General features: G+C 64.7%; 18 protein-coding genes. 13 read left to right on the top strand and 5 right to left on the bottom strand.

Going from position 1 to position 18743, the window contains the following annotated elements:
* Positions 1-182: 182 nt before the first annotated feature.
* The 3 genes from GFY24_RS26225 to map all read right to left on the bottom strand — a co-directional run bounded on the left by GFY24_RS26225 (position 183) and on the right by map (position 3468).
* Positions 183-746: an alpha/beta hydrolase gene (locus GFY24_RS26225; RefSeq protein ID WP_153807780.1), complete on the bottom strand. Its 564-nt coding sequence runs from the start codon at positions 744-746 to the stop codon at positions 183-185.
* 121 nt (positions 747-867) lie between these two features.
* The gene (locus tag GFY24_RS26230; protein ID WP_309231346.1) at positions 868-2433 is read right to left on the bottom strand and encodes a cobyric acid synthase; all 1566 of its coding nucleotides are present in this window, start codon (positions 2431-2433) and stop codon (positions 868-870) included.
* Positions 2434-2604: 171 nt separating this feature from the next.
* A complete protein-coding gene (gene map / locus GFY24_RS26235) occupies positions 2605-3468 on the bottom strand; it encodes a type I methionyl aminopeptidase (RefSeq protein WP_153807781.1) in 864 nt (287 codons plus the stop codon).
* Between the two features lie 153 nt (positions 3469-3621).
* Between map and GFY24_RS26240 the strand changes: the two genes are divergently transcribed.
* From GFY24_RS26240 to GFY24_RS26260, 6 genes are all read left to right on the top strand, one after another.
* On the top strand, positions 3622-4635 hold the full coding sequence (locus GFY24_RS26240; RefSeq protein WP_309231347.1) for an LLM class flavin-dependent oxidoreductase: 1014 nt from the start codon (positions 3622-3624) through the stop codon (positions 4633-4635).
* A gap of 183 nt (positions 4636-4818) precedes the next feature.
* Positions 4819-5868 (top strand): DUF2235 domain-containing protein, encoded by a 1050-nt coding sequence (locus GFY24_RS26245; RefSeq protein ID WP_309231348.1) that lies wholly within the window; start codon positions 4819-4821, stop codon positions 5866-5868.
* Positions 5847-7772, top strand: a complete 1926-nt coding sequence (locus tag GFY24_RS26250) for a hypothetical protein (RefSeq protein ID WP_153807783.1) — start codon at positions 5847-5849, stop codon at positions 7770-7772. Before GFY24_RS26245 ends, GFY24_RS26250 begins: the two co-directional genes overlap by 22 nt.
* A gap of 7 nt (positions 7773-7779) precedes the next feature.
* On the top strand, positions 7780-9051 hold the full coding sequence (locus GFY24_RS41255; protein WP_194853029.1) for a hypothetical protein: 1272 nt from the start codon (positions 7780-7782) through the stop codon (positions 9049-9051).
* 44 nt (positions 9052-9095) lie between these two features.
* The gene (locus tag GFY24_RS26255; RefSeq protein ID WP_194853030.1) at positions 9096-9926 is read left to right on the top strand and encodes a M12 family metallopeptidase; all 831 of its coding nucleotides are present in this window, start codon (positions 9096-9098) and stop codon (positions 9924-9926) included.
* A 35-nt stretch (positions 9927-9961) separates the two neighbouring features.
* The gene (locus tag GFY24_RS26260) at positions 9962-10636 is read left to right on the top strand and encodes a class I SAM-dependent methyltransferase (protein ID WP_309231349.1); all 675 of its coding nucleotides are present in this window, start codon (positions 9962-9964) and stop codon (positions 10634-10636) included.
* A gap of 116 nt (positions 10637-10752) precedes the next feature.
* Here GFY24_RS26260 and GFY24_RS26265 read toward each other — a convergent pair whose 3' ends face one another.
* A complete protein-coding gene (locus tag GFY24_RS26265; protein ID WP_153807785.1) occupies positions 10753-11010 on the bottom strand; it encodes a hypothetical protein in 258 nt (85 codons plus the stop codon).
* A 431-nt stretch (positions 11011-11441) separates the two neighbouring features.
* Between GFY24_RS26265 and GFY24_RS26270 the strand changes: the two genes are divergently transcribed.
* The gene (locus GFY24_RS26270; RefSeq protein ID WP_153807786.1) at positions 11442-12347 is read left to right on the top strand and encodes a helix-turn-helix transcriptional regulator; all 906 of its coding nucleotides are present in this window, start codon (positions 11442-11444) and stop codon (positions 12345-12347) included.
* Positions 12344-12544: a DUF397 domain-containing protein gene (locus tag GFY24_RS26275; RefSeq protein ID WP_153807787.1), complete on the top strand. Its 201-nt coding sequence runs from the start codon at positions 12344-12346 to the stop codon at positions 12542-12544. The genes GFY24_RS26270 and GFY24_RS26275 overlap by 4 nt, the downstream gene beginning before the upstream one ends.
* A gap of 56 nt (positions 12545-12600) precedes the next feature.
* On the opposite strand, the gene GFY24_RS26280 is transcribed toward GFY24_RS26275, so the two are convergent.
* A complete protein-coding gene (locus tag GFY24_RS26280) occupies positions 12601-13290 on the bottom strand; it encodes a GntR family transcriptional regulator (protein ID WP_228566680.1) in 690 nt (229 codons plus the stop codon).
* 199 nt (positions 13291-13489) lie between these two features.
* On the opposite strand from GFY24_RS26280, the gene GFY24_RS26285 reads away from it, so the two are divergent.
* From GFY24_RS26285 to GFY24_RS26305, 5 genes are all read left to right on the top strand, one after another.
* Positions 13490-14605, top strand: coding sequence for a TIGR03364 family FAD-dependent oxidoreductase (locus GFY24_RS26285; protein WP_153807789.1), 1116 nt, complete (start codon positions 13490-13492; stop codon positions 14603-14605).
* Positions 14606-14621: 16 nt separating this feature from the next.
* On the top strand, positions 14622-15311 hold the full coding sequence (locus GFY24_RS26290) for a phosphonatase-like hydrolase (RefSeq protein WP_153807790.1): 690 nt from the start codon (positions 14622-14624) through the stop codon (positions 15309-15311).
* A 94-nt stretch (positions 15312-15405) separates the two neighbouring features.
* Positions 15406-16476, top strand: coding sequence for a 2-aminoethylphosphonate ABC transporter substrate-binding protein (locus GFY24_RS26295; RefSeq protein WP_375336102.1), 1071 nt, complete (start codon positions 15406-15408; stop codon positions 16474-16476).
* A 24-nt stretch (positions 16477-16500) separates the two neighbouring features.
* Positions 16501-17685, top strand: coding sequence for an ABC transporter ATP-binding protein (locus GFY24_RS26300; protein ID WP_153807791.1), 1185 nt, complete (start codon positions 16501-16503; stop codon positions 17683-17685).
* 160 nt (positions 17686-17845) lie between these two features.
* Positions 17846-18742, top strand: coding sequence for a 2-aminoethylphosphonate ABC transporter permease subunit (locus GFY24_RS26305; protein ID WP_309231350.1), 897 nt, complete (start codon positions 17846-17848; stop codon positions 18740-18742).
* Position 18743 lies beyond the last annotated feature (1 nt).

An 18743-nucleotide genomic window follows, 5' to 3' on the forward strand; every position in this document is an offset into this window, starting at 1 on the left:
ACACCGCCGCTGCGTGCGCGACTACGAGACCAGACCCGACCACCACGAAACGATGATCCACATCGCCATGATCGCCGTTATGTCACGCCGCCTCGCACGCCGATAACCGAGTTCTCAGACGCGGTCTCAGTCACTCCGACGGAGAAAAGGCCCCGGGCGGTGCGCCCGGGGCGGGGCTCAGGTCACCAGAAGCTGGTGCGGAGGACGATTTCGGTGGCGAGTTCGTGGCCGGCTTCGGCGGCCACGTCCGCGACGTCCACGGGGACGAGGCGGAATTCGCCGTAGACGTGGCGACCGGAGGCTTCGGCGGCCTCGCGGGGCAGGCGTTTGGTGGCGAGCAGGGTGGTGGGGATTTCGACCGGGGGGCAGGTGGGGTCGGCGATGGCGCCGTCCGCGCCGGGGGCGGCGGGGTGGCCGCTGTCGGCTGCGATGAGGCTCATGAAGCGGCCGAAGCCGCGCGCCGCGAGTTGCCAGGCCAGGTCCGCGCCGGTGCCGGTGCCGACCAGGTTGGCCCAGGGCACCTTCAGTTCGTCGAGGATGCCGAAGACCGCCGCATTGTCGAGCCCGTCTGCGGGTTCGATGACGATGGTGCGCAGGTCCGAGGTCTGCAATCGTTCACAGACCTGGTCATATACGTCGGCCGGATCGCCCGCGTCAGGGAGTAGGAGCACATAGTGGCGGGATTCGTTGCCTCCGACCCGCACGGCCCATACGCGGTCACCGACCGTGATCCGCCGAGATTCCATATCGAGCAACGCTACACGGCGCGCAAATGCGCCGAACGCGCGTCGACACGATTCGCGTGATCGGCGTCACCGGCGATACTCGATCCGCCGGGCGGGATGGGAGATTCGCGAATGCCGCCGGTCACCCGGAGACCCGCAGGGTCGGGAGATTCACGGACGCGCCGGAGTCGATGAGGCGCTCCAGAGCGGGGAGGTCGAGGTACTTCTCCATGAGGTCGGCCAGCAGGTCGAGCTGAGTGACGCGCACCTGCTCCACCGAAACATTGTCGGCGACAACGAAATCGGCTTCAGCATAGGCCGCGACATCGCGCAGGAAGGCGCGGCGGAACTCATCGGATTCGAGGGCACCGTGCAGGTGGGTGCCCCAGATCGCCCCTCGCACACTGCCTTCGGGAGTGCCATCGAGGATCAGCCATGGGCGATCGCCGTTGACCCGCACCCGTCCGTGATGAATCTCGTAGCCGTGCACCGGAATTCCCCGCGTGCCGACAGTCTCGCGGTAGGGCGGACTTGCAACACCGGCTGTGTAGCCCTGGGCATGGCCGGTGCTGCGGCGCAGGATCTTCGGGTTGGCGAATTCGATTTCGAGGTCGAGTAGGCCGAGGCCGTCGACGGTGCCCGCGGTGGATTCCACACTGTCGTCGATGGTGCGGGCGAGCATTTGGTAGCCGCCGCAGATTCCGAGGATGGGGCCGCCGGTGGCGGCTCGGGATTGCAGGGCTGCGGCTATTCCGGTGTGGCGCAACCATTCCAGGTCGCTGACGGTGGATTTACTGCCGGGGAGGACTACCAGGTCGGCTCCGGCTAGGCGGGAGGGGTCGGTGACCCAACGGACGGAGACGCCCGGCTCGCAGGCGAGGGCTTCGACGTCGGTGGAGTTGGAGATGCGCGGGAGGCGGATGGCGGCGACGGTCAGCCAGTCCTTGCCGAGTGGGGGCTGGGAGCGGCCCACGGGGGCGTCGGCGATGGTGCCGAGGGAGTCTTCGGCATCGATCCAGAGGTCTTCGGCGAAGGGGATCACGCCCAGGGTGGGGCGGCCGGTCAGCTCGGTGAGCTGGTCGATACCCGGGCGCAGCAGGTCCACATCACCACGGAATTTATTGATGATGTAACCCGAGATGAGTTGCTGGTCTTCGGGTTCCAGGATTGCCACGGTGCCGAAGAGGTGGGCGAGCACTCCCCCGCGGTCGATATCGCCGACCAGCAGCACCGGAAGATCGGCGGCGCGGGCCAGACCCATATTCGCCAGATCGGTTGCGCGCAGGTTGATTTCGGCGGGTGAGCCCGCGCCCTCGCAGATCACCACATCGAATTCGGCGCGCAGCGAAGCCAATTCCTCGGCGACGATCGCCCGCAACTGCGTGCGATGCCGGAAGTAATCCTTCGCCCCCACGGTGTCGATTGCCTTGCCGCGCACCACAAGCTGCGAGCGGCGGTCGCTCCCGGGCTTCAACAGCACCGGATTGAACCGCACGCTCGGCTCCAGCCCACAGGCCCGCGCCTGCAATGCCTGCGCACGCCCGATCTCCCCGCCGTCCAAGGCGACGACGGAGTTGTTCGACATGTTCTGCGCCTTGAACGGCGCGACCTTCACACCCCGCCGCGCCAGCATGCGGCAAAGCCCAGCCACCACAACGCTTTTCCCCGCATCGGAGGTGGTGCCCGCAATGAGCAGTGCGCCTTTCACTCCGAACTCCCCGCGCTATCCCAGATGGCAAAGGACACCGGCGAGATGCGCGCAGCCCTTTGGCCCTCCCCCTCCGGAATGGTGTCGCCGAGGGGCCGCGCGCCTTTCACGCGCACGCCCCCTCGTCATCCCGGCGTGCTTGTGGCCGGGATCCACTGCGGGGCAGGCGAATCACGGGAGGGTGAGAATTTCGGCGCCGTTCTCGTCGACCACGAGGGTGTGCTCGAACTGGGCGGTCCACTTGCGGTCCTTGGTGACGACGGTCCAGCCGTCGGACCAGATCTCGTAGTCGATGCCGCCGAGGTTGATCATGGGTTCGATGGTGAAGGTCATGCCGGCTTCGATTTCGGCTTCGACGGCGGGCTGGTCGTAATGCAGGATGACCAGGCCGCTGTGGAAGGTGGGACCGACGCCGTGGCCGGTGAAGTCGCGGACGACGCCGTAGTCGAAGCGGTTGGCGTAGGACTCGATGACGCGGCCGATCACATTGAGCGCGCGGCCGGGCTTGACCGCTTTGATGGCGCGCATGGTGGCTTCTTCGGTGCGTTCGACGAGCAGGCGCACCTCTTCGTCGACATCGCCGGCGAGGTAGGTCTTGTTGGTGTCCCCGTGTACGCCGCCGATGTAGGCGGTGACATCGATATTGACGATGTCACCGTCCTCGATGACGGTGGAGTCCGGAATGCCGTGGCAGATGACCTCGTTCAGCGAGGTGCAGCAGGACTTGGGAAAGCCCTTGTAGCCCAGCGTCGACGGGTATGCGCCATTGTCGATGAGGAATTCGTGCACGATGCGGTCGAGCTCGTCGGTGGTGACGCCGGGGGCGACCGCCTTGCCCGCCGCCTCGAGAGCCTGGGCGGCGAGCTTGCTCGCGGTGCGCATGGCCTCGATGGTTTCGGGGGTTTGCACCCAGGGTTCGTGGCCCTCGTTGGCGGTTTTCTTCCAGACGTACTCGGGCCGCTCGATGGATTTCGGCACCTCGCGGATGGGCGACTGGGTGCCGGGAACGAGGGGTTGGCGGGTGCGCACTGACATGAGAACAAGACTATCCGCCCGGTGCGGTGGGCTCGCCCCCAGCGGGGATTTCGCGGATGCGCGAGGTCCGGGCCACCATGGAATGTTTCCGGACCGCAGTCCGTTTAAGCTGACAGGTTGACTTGGAAACAATTTTGGGAAGGTGCGTAAGCCGTGGAACTGGGACTGACGACATTCGCCGAGACTCATCCCGTCGGCGGGGACGGCTTGGTGCCGACTGCGGGTGAGCGGCTGCGCCAGGTGGTCGAGGAGGCCGTGGTCACCGAACAGGCCGGTCTCGATGTTTACGGAGTGGGCGAACACCATCGCAAGGATTTCGCCGCCTCCTCCCCCGCGATGGTGCTGGCCGCCATCGCCTCACGCACCGAGCGGATTCAACTCACCAGCGCGGTGACGGTACTCAGCTCGGACGATCCGGTACGGGTGTACCAGGATTTCTCCACCCTGGACGGATTGTCCAATGGCCGAGCCGAACTCATGGCGGGCCGCGGCTCGTTCATCGAATCGTTCCCGCTGTTCGGCTATGACCTCACCGACTATGACGAACTCTTCGAGGAGAAACTCGCACTGCTGCTGAAGATCCGCGAAGAGGGTCCCGTCACGTGGGAGGGCAAATTCCGCGCACCGCTGACCGATGCGATCGTGTACCCGCGCACCGAGAATCGACCGCTGCCGGTGTGGATCGCCGTGGGTGGCAGTCCTGAATCCGTCGCCCGCGCAGGGCTTTTGGGCCTGCCGCTCGCCATCGCGATCATCGGCGGGCAGCCTGCCCGGTTCAAGCCGCTGGTGGAGCTCTACCACCGCGCGCTCGAGCAGGGCGGCAATGAACCGCAGCCGGTGGCGGTACACGCGCACGGCTATGTCGCCGAGACCGATGAGCAGGCGGTCGCCGATTTCTACGCCCCGTACGCGCGCGCCATGACCGGCATCGGCCGTGAACGCGGCTGGGGGCCGATGACCCGGGAACAGTTCGCGGCCCTGCGCGCGCAGAGCGGATCGCTCTTCGTCGGCACACCCGACTATGTGGCGGGCAAGATCGCCGCTGTTCGCGATGACCTCGGTCTGGACCGGTTCATGCTGCACACCAGCGTGGGCACGCTCCCGCACAAGAAGGTGCTGCGCAATATCGAACTGCTCGGCGAGAAGGTGGCCCCGCAGGTCCGCTGAGTCGAATCACCGTATCGACGCCCTGGGTGACCAGGGCGTCGAGTGCGTTCCGGGACAAAGGCCGCTGCGGTCCCCGCTACTCGACCGACGGACATGCACGGCAGCTTTTTCGGCAGCGTCAGCGGGAAAGTAGGGTACACCGCTACTCGATATTTCGCGGTGCGGCAGATCCACACTCGTTGGGTGGCTACTGCATCCGCGGGTAAGAACATCGTCATCTGTTTCGACGGCACCGGTAATCAGGTCCGGGCGACCGGCAGCACGAATGTGGTCCGCCTGTTCGAGATGCTGGACTTGAGCGACCCCGAGAAACAGATCGCTTACTACGATCCCGGCGTCGGCACATTCAGTGCCCGGGGCGCGTGGTCGCCCCCGGCCCGTTGGTTCTCGCGGGTGCTCGGGCTGGCTGTCGGCAGCGGGCTGCGTTCGAATCTCGCTGAGGCATATACCTATTTGATCGAGCACTGGCAGGTGGGCGATCGGGTATTCATTTTCGGATTCAGCCGTGGTTCGTATACCGCGCGCGCATTGGCCGGGCTGCTGCATGATCCGGGTCTGCTGCGTCCCGGCAGCGAGAACCTCGTCCAATATGTGGTCAGCGCCTACACCCGCAGGACGACGAACTGGGGCGAACTGCGGCGGTATGCCCGCTCGTTCTGCTCGAAGTCCGAAGACAGCGAATTCTCCATCCCTGTCGAGTTTCTCGGGGTATGGGACACGGTGAAAGCGGCCGGCCTCTTCCGCTGGGAGCTGCGGTGGCCTTACACCCGGCAGATTCCCAATATCGTGAAGGTACGGCACGCGGTTTCCATCGATGAGAAGCGGCGACCGTACGAGGAGTATCTGGTCAAACCCAAAGGGGCGCAACCGATGCTGACCGAGGCATGGTTCGCCGGTGTGCACTCCGATGTCGGCGGGACGTTCGAGGATGATCCGAGGCTCGCCGGGATCTCGCTCAAATGGATTGCCGATGGCGCGTTCGAGGCCGGATTGCTATTGCGGCCGGAGGCATATCGGAAGACCTGTGCGGTCGAAACCGAGCATGCGAATGGTCTCGTGCACCGAATGGGGTGGATCTGGGCACTGCTCACCTACCGCCACCGGAAGATTCCCGCCGGCGCCCGGGTGCATGACAGCGTGCGGACACGCTGCGAAACCGAACCGAAGTATCAGAAGCACATCCCACGAGATGTCCTGTGGGAGGACGAGCAATGGACGAAACCACGGATGTAGTCGAACGCGCACCTGCGGCTACACCGTTAGCCGGCGCACCCGTCTACCACAACAGTGGCGTCTGCCCACCCGCGCGCCGCAGGCTGCGGACCTTCGCGTTCGACCCGATGTCGACGCGCCTGACCGGCCGGTTTCTCACGCTGAACATCCCGTTCGAACAAAACTTGAAACCGGGCCCCGACGGCGGACTTGTGCAGGTGGTCGACTACGACGCCAGCCGTGAGGTCTGGTACGAGCCGGTCGATCTCAATGATCCATATCTGTTGGCGCAGGACGGGATTCGTCCGACCGAGAGCGATCCGCGGGCGCATCAACAGGTTGTCTACGCGGTCACGATGAGCGTTCTGGAACGGTTCGAACGCTTCATGGGACGCCGGTTCCGGTGGCATCGCGAGCAGGTACTGCGCCTGGTTCCGCATGCTTTCGAGGGTCAGAACGCTTACTTCGATCCGAAACGCCGCGCTGTGCTATTCGGCTATTACCGGGCCGATACCGAGAATCCGGGTGCGAATCTGCCCAGTCAGATCATCTTCACCTGCCTGTCGAGTGACATCATCGCGCACGAGGTGACGCATGCGATCGTGCACCGAATTCGGCGGCGGTACAGCGAATCCACGCATCGCGATGTGTTCGCCTGGCATGAGGCTGTTGCCGACTTGATGGCGTTGTTCCAGCATTTCACGCACCGCGATGTCGTACTCGACGCGATCGCGACGACGGCGGGCGAGCTCGAGAACAGCTCGGGCCTGCTGGAATTGGCCAAGGAGTTCGGGGAGTCCACCGGGCGCGGTGCGGCATTACGCTCGGCGATAGCCGATAAGAACCGAACGCCGATGCAATTCCTCGCGGCACAGGAACCGCACGAGCTCGGCGCATGTTTCGTGGCAGCGGTATTCGACGCATACCTCGACGCTTACCAGAACGCGATCGCGGACCTGCTGCGGATCGCCAGCGGGGGAACCGGGGTATTGCCCCCGGGTCGCCTGCACCCGGATCTCGTCTCCCGGATCGCCGATGAGGCGGTGAAGACAGCGGACCGAATTCTCGGAATGGTGGTGCGCGCCTTCGACTATCTGCCGGTGGTGGATGTCCGGTTCGGTGATGTCGTGCGCGCGATCGTCACCGCAGATCGCGGCCTGTATCCGGAGGATGAGCAGCACCTGCGCAGCACGCTCGTCGAAGCGCTACGGCGGCGGGGCATTTGGCCGACCAGTGTCACCTCGTTGACCGATGAGGCTTTGGTCTGGCATCAGCCCGATTCCGGGCTGAACATCACGAACAGTCAGCCCCGGGTGGATTTGCCCACGATCATCCTGTCCGCGTCGAAGGATCTCGACCCGATCGGTCAGGCCGGCGATATACGGACACAGCCCACACCCGAAGGCAATGGCGCTTCCGATCCGAATGATTACCAATTGTCGAATCCCCTTTTCGAAAAAGTCGCCAAAGCCATTACGAGGTGGGCCCATTCGAACGCACTACAACTGGGGCTCGATCCCAACGATAAATTCAAAATCTCCTGTGAGGGCATCCACGTTTCGTATCGACGGGCAGGGGATCGATTACCGCGGCCGGAAGTGGCGATTCAACTCCTGCAGCGGCGCCCGGATCTCGAAGACCCGAGCCAGGCCAAGCCACCGGCGATTCGGGCCGGCACCGCTCTTGTCATCAGCGCCGATGGGCGTGTGGCGTACGTGATCGCCAAGCCGCTGCCTCTCAGTAGCTCGCCGGCGAAGGACGACAAGGTTGCCACCGCATTCCATAACGCCGGCGTACAGCGGTTGAAGGAAATGAAGGAGTGGTTCGCGCGAGTGGAAGCCGACGACCCGCTGAGCGCGTGGACCTCCGAGCACGCGATCCACCGCCTCGATTTCGCCTCGATTCATTCGCAGACAGGTGAGTAGGTCCGAAATGTCAACCGCCACAACGATTTCCGTCCGAATGTACAACGTCGGATTCGGTGATGCGTTCACCGTGACAGTCCGGAACGGTGACGAAGTATGGCGCATGCTGGTCGACTGCGGCGTGCACAGTCAGGGCCGGGCTCGCCCGATCCGGGACTCCGTACAGGCGATAATCGCCGACCTGACCGCGGCAGCCCCCGATCACCGGCCGCATCTCGATGTCGTGGTCGCCACCCATCACCATGCCGATCACATCACCGGATTCGCCTGCGAGGAATGGGAGCACGTCACGGTAGACGAGGTGTGGGTTCCCTTCGTCGAGGACAGCACGGATGCGGACGCGCAACGAATCCGCGGCGGGCAAGCCGAGGCGGCCAACGGCCTGCTCGCACTCGCCGACCGGCGCATCAACGAATTGAACGGACATCCCAAGCCGGCCGCCGTCGACCAGGCCCATGCCTTCGCTATGAACGCGCAGGGAAACGCCGCCGCGACCGATCGGCTGCTGGGCCGGAATCAGCTGGGATTCGCCACACCCCACCGGGTTCGATTCCTGCCGAGCAAGCAGGAGACGGAGAACCAGATCGCCGTGGAACGCGTCGGTCTCGTCGCACACATCCTCGGGCCGCCACGCGATGAACGATTCCTCAAGCGCATGGATCCGCCTTCGAAGCAGTCGTGGCCATTCGTTCGCGCGGGCGCGTCCACCGAAACCGGGGAGGATCTCACGCCGCTGTTCCACTCGCGGTACATCACGGGTAATCCGGTGTCGGATCGGCTGCCCGCAGCGAAAGCGGAACTGGGACTGGAGAAACTCGTCGACGACGACAATCGACTGTTGCGCGCCGCGTCGATACTGGAGAACGCGGTCAACAACACCAGCGTTTTCTTCGTCCTCGATATCTCCGGAACGCGACTGCTGTTTCCCGGAGACGCGCAACAGGGCGCGTGGGAGCACGTGCTCTCCGATGCCGGCAATGTCGAACTTGTCTCCGATCTGGCTCTGTACAAAGTCGGCCATCACGGATCACACAATGCCACCCCGATGCGGTTCGTCGAAAATGATTGGAAGACAACGGGATACGCGATGATCCCGTACGGACCCGTACCGCGATGGGCGAAGACGATACCGAAGAAATCGCTGGTCGACTCGCTCACGACCCACCATCACACCGTCATCAGAGCAGATATGGCACCCGTGGCCGTACCTGGCAGTGTCGCCGTGAACGGCGATATCTGGACCGAGGTGACGCTCACACCGTCATCGCCCGGGCGATGACGGAACCCACCGGAAAAGAACACCGATTCGCACATGGAGTAGCGATGACCACACAGGACAAAATCAAAGTCTGCCGTCCGAAAAGCCTTCCTGGCGTTGACCTGTTCGAAGCGGCGCGAGTGGCCGTGGGAATCAATCCGGCCAATAGGCCGTATGTACGCCCGGTCGCCGATATGGTCGGCCCCGGGGCCGTGACGAAGGAATTCATCTCGGCCATGACCACGAAATACTGGAAGAGTGGCGGCGTCCATCTCACAGTCCGATTCCTGGACACCGATGACACCGCCCTGAAGGCTCGCATATTGACCCACATGAACGCGTGGTCGCCGGGCGCGAACGTGCAATTCTCCGAAAGCCGAAGCAATGACGCGGAAGTCCGCATCGCGCGGACCTCCGGCGACGGGTACTGGTCATACCTGGGCACGGACATCCTCCAGATCCCGGCCGACCAGCCGACCATGAATCTGGAAGCGTTCTCCATGGATACCCCGGAGAGCGAATACAAACGGGTCGTCCGCCACGAAACCGGCCACACCCTCGGCTTCCCACACGAGCACCTCCGCCGCGAGGTAGTTCAACGCATCGACCCGCGCAAGGCAATCCGCTACTTCCTTGAGATGGACGGCTGGAGCGAACAGGTAACCCGCGCACAGGTACTGACCCCCCTCGAAGATGTCGACCTCATCGCAACCCCGACCGACATCCTCTCGATCATGTGCTACCAACTCCCAGGCGTCATCATGCGCGACGGCCAAGCCGTCCCCGGCGGCCTCGACCTCGACCCCCAGGACCGCAAATTCGTCCAGGGCCTCTACCCGACCAAACTGACGGCAACACCCCATCACCCAGCGTTCGCCAGCGCCCCGACCCACTGAACTGGAACAACAGGCGCGAGGCGGAGGTCCGCCTGGTGCCGACCGCCGTGGAGAATGACTCCATGGGTGGCGACCAGCAACACCATTGGGAACAGACCTACCGATCCCATCCCGGCATGTACGGCGACCTTCCCTCGGAGGCCGCCGTCTATGCTGCCGAAACCTTCCGCGTCGCCGGTGTCGGCAATGTCCTGGAACTCGGCGCGGGCCACGGCCGCGACACTCTGTATCTGGCGCGCTCCGGATTCGATGTCACCGCAACCGATTTCAGTAGTGTCGGCTTGACTCAGCTGAAGGCCACCGCCGAAGCCGCGGCCCTCGGCGATCGAGTGCTGACGCTCGAACACGACGCCCTCGACCCAATCCCTTTGCCCGACAACACTATTGACGCAGCATATGCCCACATGCTGCTCTGTATGAACCTGTCCACCGGCCAAATCTCGGCCTTGGCAGCCGAAATCCGGCGCGTCCTGCGACCGGGCGGAACATTCGTCTACACCGTCCGGCACATTGGCGATGCGCACTACGGCACGGGAATCCCACACGGTGATGACATCTACGAGAACGGCGGATTCGCCGTCCACTTCTTTTCCAGGGCACTCGTGGATGCGGTAGCCGACGGTTGGAACCTCGCCGAAATCCATCCCTTCGAAGAAGGTGAACTCCCCCGCCGCCTTTGGTGCATCACCCAAACCCTGCCTGCCGAATGACATTCATCCACACCTTGAACAGTTCGCTGCCGGCCCACCTTCAGCAGACCTGAATCGTGACATCACACGCCGCCGTGCTGACCTGCCGTGCCATACCCGGAAACCGGCCTGAGCGGTCATAAATCGCTGCGGGAGACCAGATTCAAGGGTCCCGGAGAAGTTTGTGACCGCCCAGGCCGCTTTCGTACTGCGCGTTGGGATTTCAGGTATTGCAAATGGCGCAGCATCGGGCAATTGTCGGTTTCGCACTGTTCGCGATGATCGGCGAGGTGGCGTTCGATATCGCTCTCCGAGTAGACGACATCCAAGGCTGGAAGGCCATGGTAGACGGCGGGCCGGTCGACCCGCGACGTGTAAGCGAACGGGTTAGTCATCAAGCGCCCCTTGGGAAGTAGACCCGGTGCCGACCGCGGTGCAACCATCCCGCTCGTCGCCCGCTCGCGAGTGGGATGGTGAGGTGTCCTCCGGTTGCGAGCGGGAGTCGGAGAGAGTGGGCATCATGGGATTCCTGGTAGAAACCCCATGCGGCCCAAGTGATTACCGTTAGGCAGAGGATTACGATTGACAGTAGAGCCCATGTGTCCCAATGCATTTCGGCATTCCCTTCGAAAATGCTTCTAAGTGGGTTGCTGGCGCCGCTTTTCAGTAGACACCCAGATTCACCGAACTGGAACACTCACCAAGGGGTTCTGAGGCAAAATGATTGGTGTCCAGCCAGGGGCTACCCAGTAGGGGGATTCGAGGACGGGGCTACCCGGCGCGGGGCATTCCAGTACGGAGCTACCCAGATAGCGAGGCTAAGCAAATGGCCGGATCTTCGCTTCCACGTAGGGCACTCGGGCGCACACTTCGCCGACTTCGTGAGCGGGCACAGAAGAGTCAGTTGGCGGCCGGGCTAACGGCGGAAATCTCGCCGCAGAGCATCAGTCGACTGGAGGAAGGGTACAAGGTCAGGCTGGCGACGTCCCAGCTCAAAGAACTACTCAACCTCTACGACGTGGCCGATCCGGGAAGCGAGCGGGATGAGATTCTCAGCCTGTGGCAGGAGGTCAAGGAGCAGGATCAGGCCGCGAAAATCGCTGGGACCACGAAAGGTTGGTGGCGGGCGTACAGCGACCAGTACTTCGCACATTTCGACCACTACCTGAGCCTCGAAACCGCGGCGAACCACATCACCACCCACCAACTGGCCCTGGTTCCGGGATTGTTTCAAATCCCCGATTACAGGCGGGCGATAGTTCGTACCGCCTATCCCGACTTGTCCCCCGTTGACGTGGAGCGACGGGTGGAACTGACCGTTCGACGACAAGAACGGTTGCAGGACAGTACCTTTCGGATAGACGCCCTCCTGTCCGAAGCAGTAGTCCGCAGCAAGCCGACCGGATCCGACGTCATGGCGCAGCAACTGTTGCACCTCGCCGAGCTGTCGGAACGACCGAGCATCTCCATCCGAATGATCCCGCTCGATGCGGAGAGTCCGCTCTGGCTGATGGTTCAAGCCTTCACCCTGTTGGAGTTTCCCCCGCTCGCGAGCCGAGTAGTGGAGCCACCCATCGTTTTCGTCGAGGGCTACGAAGGTGCGCTCTTCCTGGAGCAAGACACCGTAATCGACCGATATCGGCGGGCAATCGGCGACATTCAGCGGCTAGCGTTGAGCGAGGACGACACCAGGACGCTGGTGCGGAGAATCGCGAAGGAGCACGCGGCATGACCGTGGATTTGTCGGGCGCGAGATGGTTCAAGAGCAGCTTCAGTCAGCCGAGCGGCGAGTGTGTTGAGATCGCCCTCGTCGGGGGTGGCGCTGACCACGTTGGGGTGCGTGATTCCAAGGACCCCGGCGGGCCTGCGCTGGTCTTCACCGGGGAGCAGTGGGATCGCTTTCTCTCCAGTGGCGTTTGGAAGCGCTGAGGTGCAACGCAATTGAGGGTGCCCCCGGGTGCGGGGGCACGCTCGCGTGGGCCGGGTCAGTCGGTGAGGTTGGCTTGGAAGGCTATTCGGTCGCCTCGGTAGAGGGAGCGGACGCGTTCTATTGGGATGCCGTCGGTTCCGATGCTGCGGCGGTGGAGTAGGAGCATGGGGAGGGCGGTGGTGCATTCCAGGAGAGCCGCCTCGCGAGGGGAAGCCAGGACGGTTTCTATGCGTTCGGTGGCTGAGGCGTAGTCGACGCCCATGGAGCGGGTTGCGGCGTAGAGGGATGTTTCCGGGTTGTAGAAGTCGCGGAGGATTGCGAAGCGGGGGACGGGCATGAAAGTGCTTTCCAGGCCTATGCGTTCACCGTCGGCCAGGAGAATTCGCTCCAGGTGCATTACCGGGGTTCCGGGCGCCAGCGCGAGATCGGCGGCGGTGTCGGGGTCGGCGGGGATGTCGGTCCAGTCGACCAGGAGGCGGCCCGGGGTGCGGCCGAATTTCAGGGCTCCTTCGGTGTAGGAGCGAAGGGTCAAGGGCTGCACCATTTTCGGGCGGGAGACCACGGTGCCGCGGCCTTGGCGGCGGATGCGGCCCTCCACCAGGAGTTCGCGTACCGCCTGGCGGACGGTTTCGCGGGCCACGCCGCAGCGCAGGGCCAGGTCGCGCTCCGATGGCAGCGGGTCGCCCTCGTTCAGTTCAGCGAGCAGAGCCTCCAGTTCGGTGCGCACCCGGTACGACTTCGGCATGCGGGCTTCAGCTGCGGAAAGGGCTCTCTCACTGGACATTTCAGCCTTCGAACGGGCCCCTGATCGCTGGGCGCCCAACCCGGCAACGTCCGTTGTGTCCATGCCACCAATGTACACAAGATTGGTCTATACCAATTGTTAACCTAGCGTTTGCACGGGTAACACTCCTAGGTCTAGACCATTGGCCACCATGAGTCCCATGCGATTGGTCATCATCGGCGGCGGCATTCTCGGCACCGCTCACGCCCTCGCCGCGATCGGACGCGGTCACGAAGTCATCCAGCTCGAACGTGAGGTGGAGGCGCGCGGTGCGACCGTGCGCAACTTCGGATTGGTATGGGTGTCCGGCCGCAGCGCGAACGAACTCGACATCACGCTGCGCTCGCGGCAGCTGTGGGAGGAGATCGGCGGCAAGGTCCCGGGCGTCGGCTTCCGCCCCGCGGGCTCGATGACGTTGGTGCGCAGCGAGAATGAGCTCGCCGTGGCCGAGGCCGCGATCAAGAATCCCTCGGCCGCCGAGCGCGGTTTCGAACTGCTCGAGCCGGAGGCGGTGCGCCAGGTCAACCCGGCGCTACGCGGCAAATTCCTTGCCGGACTGCACTGTTCGAAGGACGGCGCGGTCGAGTCCCGGCAGGCGCTGCCCGCACTGCGCCGGTACATGGAGGCCACCGGCCGCTACACCTTCTTCGGTGGCACCGAGGCACGCACCATCACCGGCACCACCGTCATCGACGACCGCGGCCGCAGCCATCAGGGCGATCTGGTGCTGTCCTGCCCGGGCGCGGCGCACACCGGCCTCACCCGCGAACTCGTCGGCGATATCCCGGTCCGCCGGGTGCGCCTGCAGATGATGCAGACCGCCCCGCTGGGCGAGCCGCTCACCACCGCGTTCGCCGACGGCGACAGCTTCCGCTACTACCCGGCCTTCCAGGGCCCGGAGCTGGATCGCCTCAATAACGAAGAGGCACAGCCCTTTACGGCCGCGCGGCACAAGATGCAGCTGCTGTGCGTGCAGCGCCTGCACGGCGGTCTCACCATCGGCGATACCCACGAATACGACGAGCCGTTCAACTTCGATGTCGACGAGGCCCCCTACGAGCACCTGGTCACCGTCGCCGAAGAACTTCTCGGCCGCAAACTTCCGCAGGTCGTGCGCCGCTGGGCAGGCGTCTACAGCCAGTCCATCGATCCGGGTGCGATCGTGACCCGCGCGCAGGCCGCCGACAACGTCTGGGTGATCACCGGCCCCGGTGGGCGTGGCATGACGCTCGGCCCGGCCATCGGTGAAGAGACCGCCGACCTGCTCAACCTCTGACGTCAAAGGAGACATTATGTCCGACAAGCAGATCGACCTCGCCGTCCTGGATATGGCCGGTACCACCGTCGCGGATGACGGTCTGGTGGAGCAGGCGTTCGAGGTGGCCGTGACCGCGGCCGGTGTCCCTGCCGAAGGCCCGGAGCGCGAAGCCGCCCGCAAGTTCGTCATGGACACCATGGGCCAGTCCAAGATCTGGTGCTTCCGCACCCTGCTCGGCGATGAGGACCGCGCGCAACTGGCCAACAGCGCGTTCGAGGCCGCCTATACCGATCTCGCGCTGGAGGCGGGTGTCACCCCGATTCCCGGTGCCGCGGAAGCCATTTCGGCGATGCGGGAGGCTGGCATCAAGGTGGCGCTGACCACCGGATTCAGCCGGGATACCCAGGACAACCTGCTGCGGGCGCTGGGCTGGAACGATATCGCGGATCTCACCCTCGCCCCGTCGGATGCCGGACGTGGCCGCCCCTACCCGGACATGGTGCTGACCGCCTTGCTGCGCCTGAGCATCGACGCCGTGGATCGCGTTGCGGTGCTCGGTGATACGACCAGCGATATCGCCACCGGACTGGCGGCGGGCGCGCGGATCGTCGCGGGCACGCTCACCGGCGCGCACAACGAGGAGCAGCTGCGGGCCGCCGGTGCCACCCATGTGGTGCCGTCGGTGGTCGACTTCGCCGCCCTGCTGCTGGCCGAACGCGACTGAGTCCCACAGATTTCCGCCGCTCGCATGAGGGGTGGCGGAGAACCCCACTGCCCCTTCGACATCCCAACCCCACGAACTGAAAGTTGCAGTCACCGTGCGTAATAAGAACAACCGCCTCGCACGCACCATCGCCCGTACCGCTCTCATTCTCACCTCGGCCACCGCGGTCGCGTTCAGCCTCACCGCCTGCGGCGGCACCGGCAGCGATTCGAGCGACGGCAAGACCGTCACCGTCTACTCCGCCGACGGTGTCGGCGACTGGTACAAGACCCAGTTCGCGAAGTTCAAGGACCAGACCGGTATTTCGGTCAACCTGGTCGAGGCCGGCTCCGGCGAGGTCGTGAACCGGGTGGAGAAGGAGCAGTCCAACCCGCAGGCCGACGTCATCGTCACCCTGCCGCCGTTCATGCAGAAGGCCGCCAAGTCGAACCTGCTGCAGGCCAGCGGCGTCGACACCGCCGCCTTCGCCGCCGCCGACAAGGACGCGGCCGGCAACTGGGTCACCCTCGCCGGCAACTACCTCTGCTTCATCGCCAACCCGACCGTCGAGGCCGCCAAGGTGACCTGGGACGACCTGCTCGAGCCCGACTACAAGGGCAAGATCCAGTACTCCACCCCCGGCCAGGCCGGTGACGGCACCGCGGTGCTGATCCTGCTGCAGCAGCTCTACGGCAAGCAGGGCGCGCTGGACTACCTCGGCAAGCTGCAGGCCAACAATGTCGGCCCGTCCTCCTCCACCGGCAAGCTGCAGGCCAAGGTCGACAAGGGCGAGATCCTGGTCGCCAACGGCGATGTCCAGATGAACCTGGCGACCATCAAGGAGAAGGGTTCCAAGTTCAACGTCTTCTTCCCGGCCGCCACCGACGGTAAGCAGTCCACCGTGGCGCTGCCGTACCTGATGGGTCTGGCCAAGGGTGCCCCGCACTCCGATGCCGGTAAGAAGCTGATGACCTACCTGCTCTCGGCCGATGCGCAGAAGACCCTCACCGATGCGATGGCCGTCTCGGCGCGCACCGATCTCAAGGATGCCGCGGCACCCGCCGGCGGCGCCATCTCGCCGGCCGCGCTGGTGCGCAATGTCGATGTCGTGCACCCGGATTGGACCGCGGTGCTGGATTCCCTCGACACCGATGTCGCCGCGTACCAGAAGGCCACCGGCAGCTAATTTCACACCCCAGGAGCAGCAACTATGTCCTCCGCGTTGACGACATCCACGGTGACCGGCACAGCCGCCATCGAACCGGCCATCGTGTTCGACCGGGTCGGTGTCACCTACGGCCGTGGCCGTAAATCCACTGTCGCACTGGCCGATTTCAACCTGCGCGTCGCCGCGGGGGAGACGGTTGCGCTGCTCGGGCCCAGCGGTTCCGGCAAGTCCACCGCGCTCAAGGCTCTCGCCGGATTCGTCCGGCCGACCTCGGGCGCGGTGCGACTGGCCGGCCGCGACGTCACCAACCTCTCCCCCGCCAAGCGCGGGATCGGAGTGGTGGTGCAGTCCTATGCTCTCTTCCCGCATATGCGGGTGCACGACAATGTGGCCTTCGGGCTCAAGGCACATCATGTGCCGCGCAATGAGATTGCCACCCGGGTGGCCGAGGCCCTCGAGATGGTCGGCATGGGTTCCTATGCCAAGCGGCTGCCGCGGGAGTTGTCCGGCGGTCAGCAGCAGCGGGTGGCGATCGCTCGCGCATTGGCCATTCGGCCCAAGGTGCTGCTGCTCGACGAACCGCTCGCCGCGCTGGACGCGCAATTGCGGCAGTCCATGCTCGGTGAGTTGCAGCAGCTACGAAAGGCGTTGCCGGACACGGCAATGCTGTATGTGACCCATGATCAGTCGGAGGCGCTGGCGCTCGCGGATCGGATCGCGGTCATGCGGGACGCGCGGCTGGTCGATATCGATACCGCACACAATCTGTGGCGGCAGCCCTCCACCGATTTCACCGCCTCGTTCCTGGGCGGGGCGAACCTGCTGCCCAGCGTGGTCCGGCATGTATCGGGTACGGCGGCCCTGGTCACCGTCGGCGAGCACACGCTGCGCGCGGAGGCCCCGCGCCCCGGTGTCGGCCGCCCCGACTGGGTGCCCGATGCCGATGCCATGCTCTGCGTGCGCCCGCATACGGTGAAGATCGTTCCGCTCACCGAACAGGATGCGTTGCGCGGCACCGTTATTACCGCCGTTTGGAAGGGCGCGGCCACGCGCCTGCACCTGACCGTCGACGGCATCCCGGTCGAGTTCACCGCCGATATCCCCGGCCATACCGAGCTCACCGCCGGTGACATGGTCGGCGTGAAATTCCCCGATCCGGCGGGAGTGCTGATTCCGCCGGGCATCGGAACCGATTCCGCCGCAGCTGATTCCGAGGTGCGGGCATGAGCGCGCTACCGCAACGACGTCCCGGATCCAGTTGGCCGCAGCACGCCACGAACCCGGCGATCCGTGAGCGCCGGCCGACCACGACCACGCGTCCAACGAGGGGTGATGTGTGGTCCGGCCTCTTCGGTGGCGTCGGTGCCGCTCGTGATCGGAGGCAGTCGTGACCGCGCTACTCGAATCACCTTCGGCCGCTTCGGCTCCCGAGGTCAATGAGCCCCGGCGTTCGTGGCGGCCGGTGCTGTGGACGCTGCCGCCGGTGCTGGTGGTGCTGCTCATCGCCGTGTATCCGATCGTGCGGGTGCTGTGGGAGTCGACCGCGACCAAGCAGGGTGGGCGTGGCACCTCGACGTGGTCGAGCGTGCTGGCCGAGGAATCGGTGCGAAAAGCGTTGTGGCGCACCATTACCATCGCGGTGAGCTCGACCGCCGGATGTCTGGTGCTGGGTACGTTCCTGGCGATTGTGCTGGCGTTCATACCGTTTCCGGGTTCACAGTTCGTGGGCCGCCTCATCGATACGGTGCTGACGCTGCCCTCATTCCTGGTGACGCTCGCCTTCACCTTCCTGTACGGCACGGCGGGCGCGGTGAACGCGCTGATCGGAAGCCTCACCGGCAGTTCGGAACCCACGATCAACTTCCTCTCCACACCGTGGGGCATCATCCTGGCGGAGATCACCTTCTTCACGCCGTTCGTGGTGCGGCCGCTGCTGGCGGGCTTCGCACAGCTGCCCCGCGAACAGTTGGATGTGGCCTCCAGCCTGGGTGCGACACCGTGGCGGGTACTGCGCCAGGTGGTGCTGCCCGAGGCGTGGCCCGCGCTCGCCGCCGGCGGCAGTCTCGTACTGCTGTTGACGCTCAACGAGTTCGGCATCGTGCTCTTCACCGGAGCCAAAGGCGTCATCACCCTGCCCGCGCTCATCTACACCCGCGGCATCGTCACCTTCGATCTGCCGGGTGCGGCGGTGCTGGCCTCGGTGCAGGTGCTGCTCTCGCTATCGCTGTACCTCGGCTACCGAATGCTGTTCGCGCGCTTGATCAATGCCCGGAAAGAGAGCTGAC

Source organism: Nocardia sp. SYP-A9097, from assembly GCF_009649815.1.
GTDB lineage: Bacteria > Actinomycetota > Actinomycetes > Mycobacteriales > Mycobacteriaceae > Nocardia.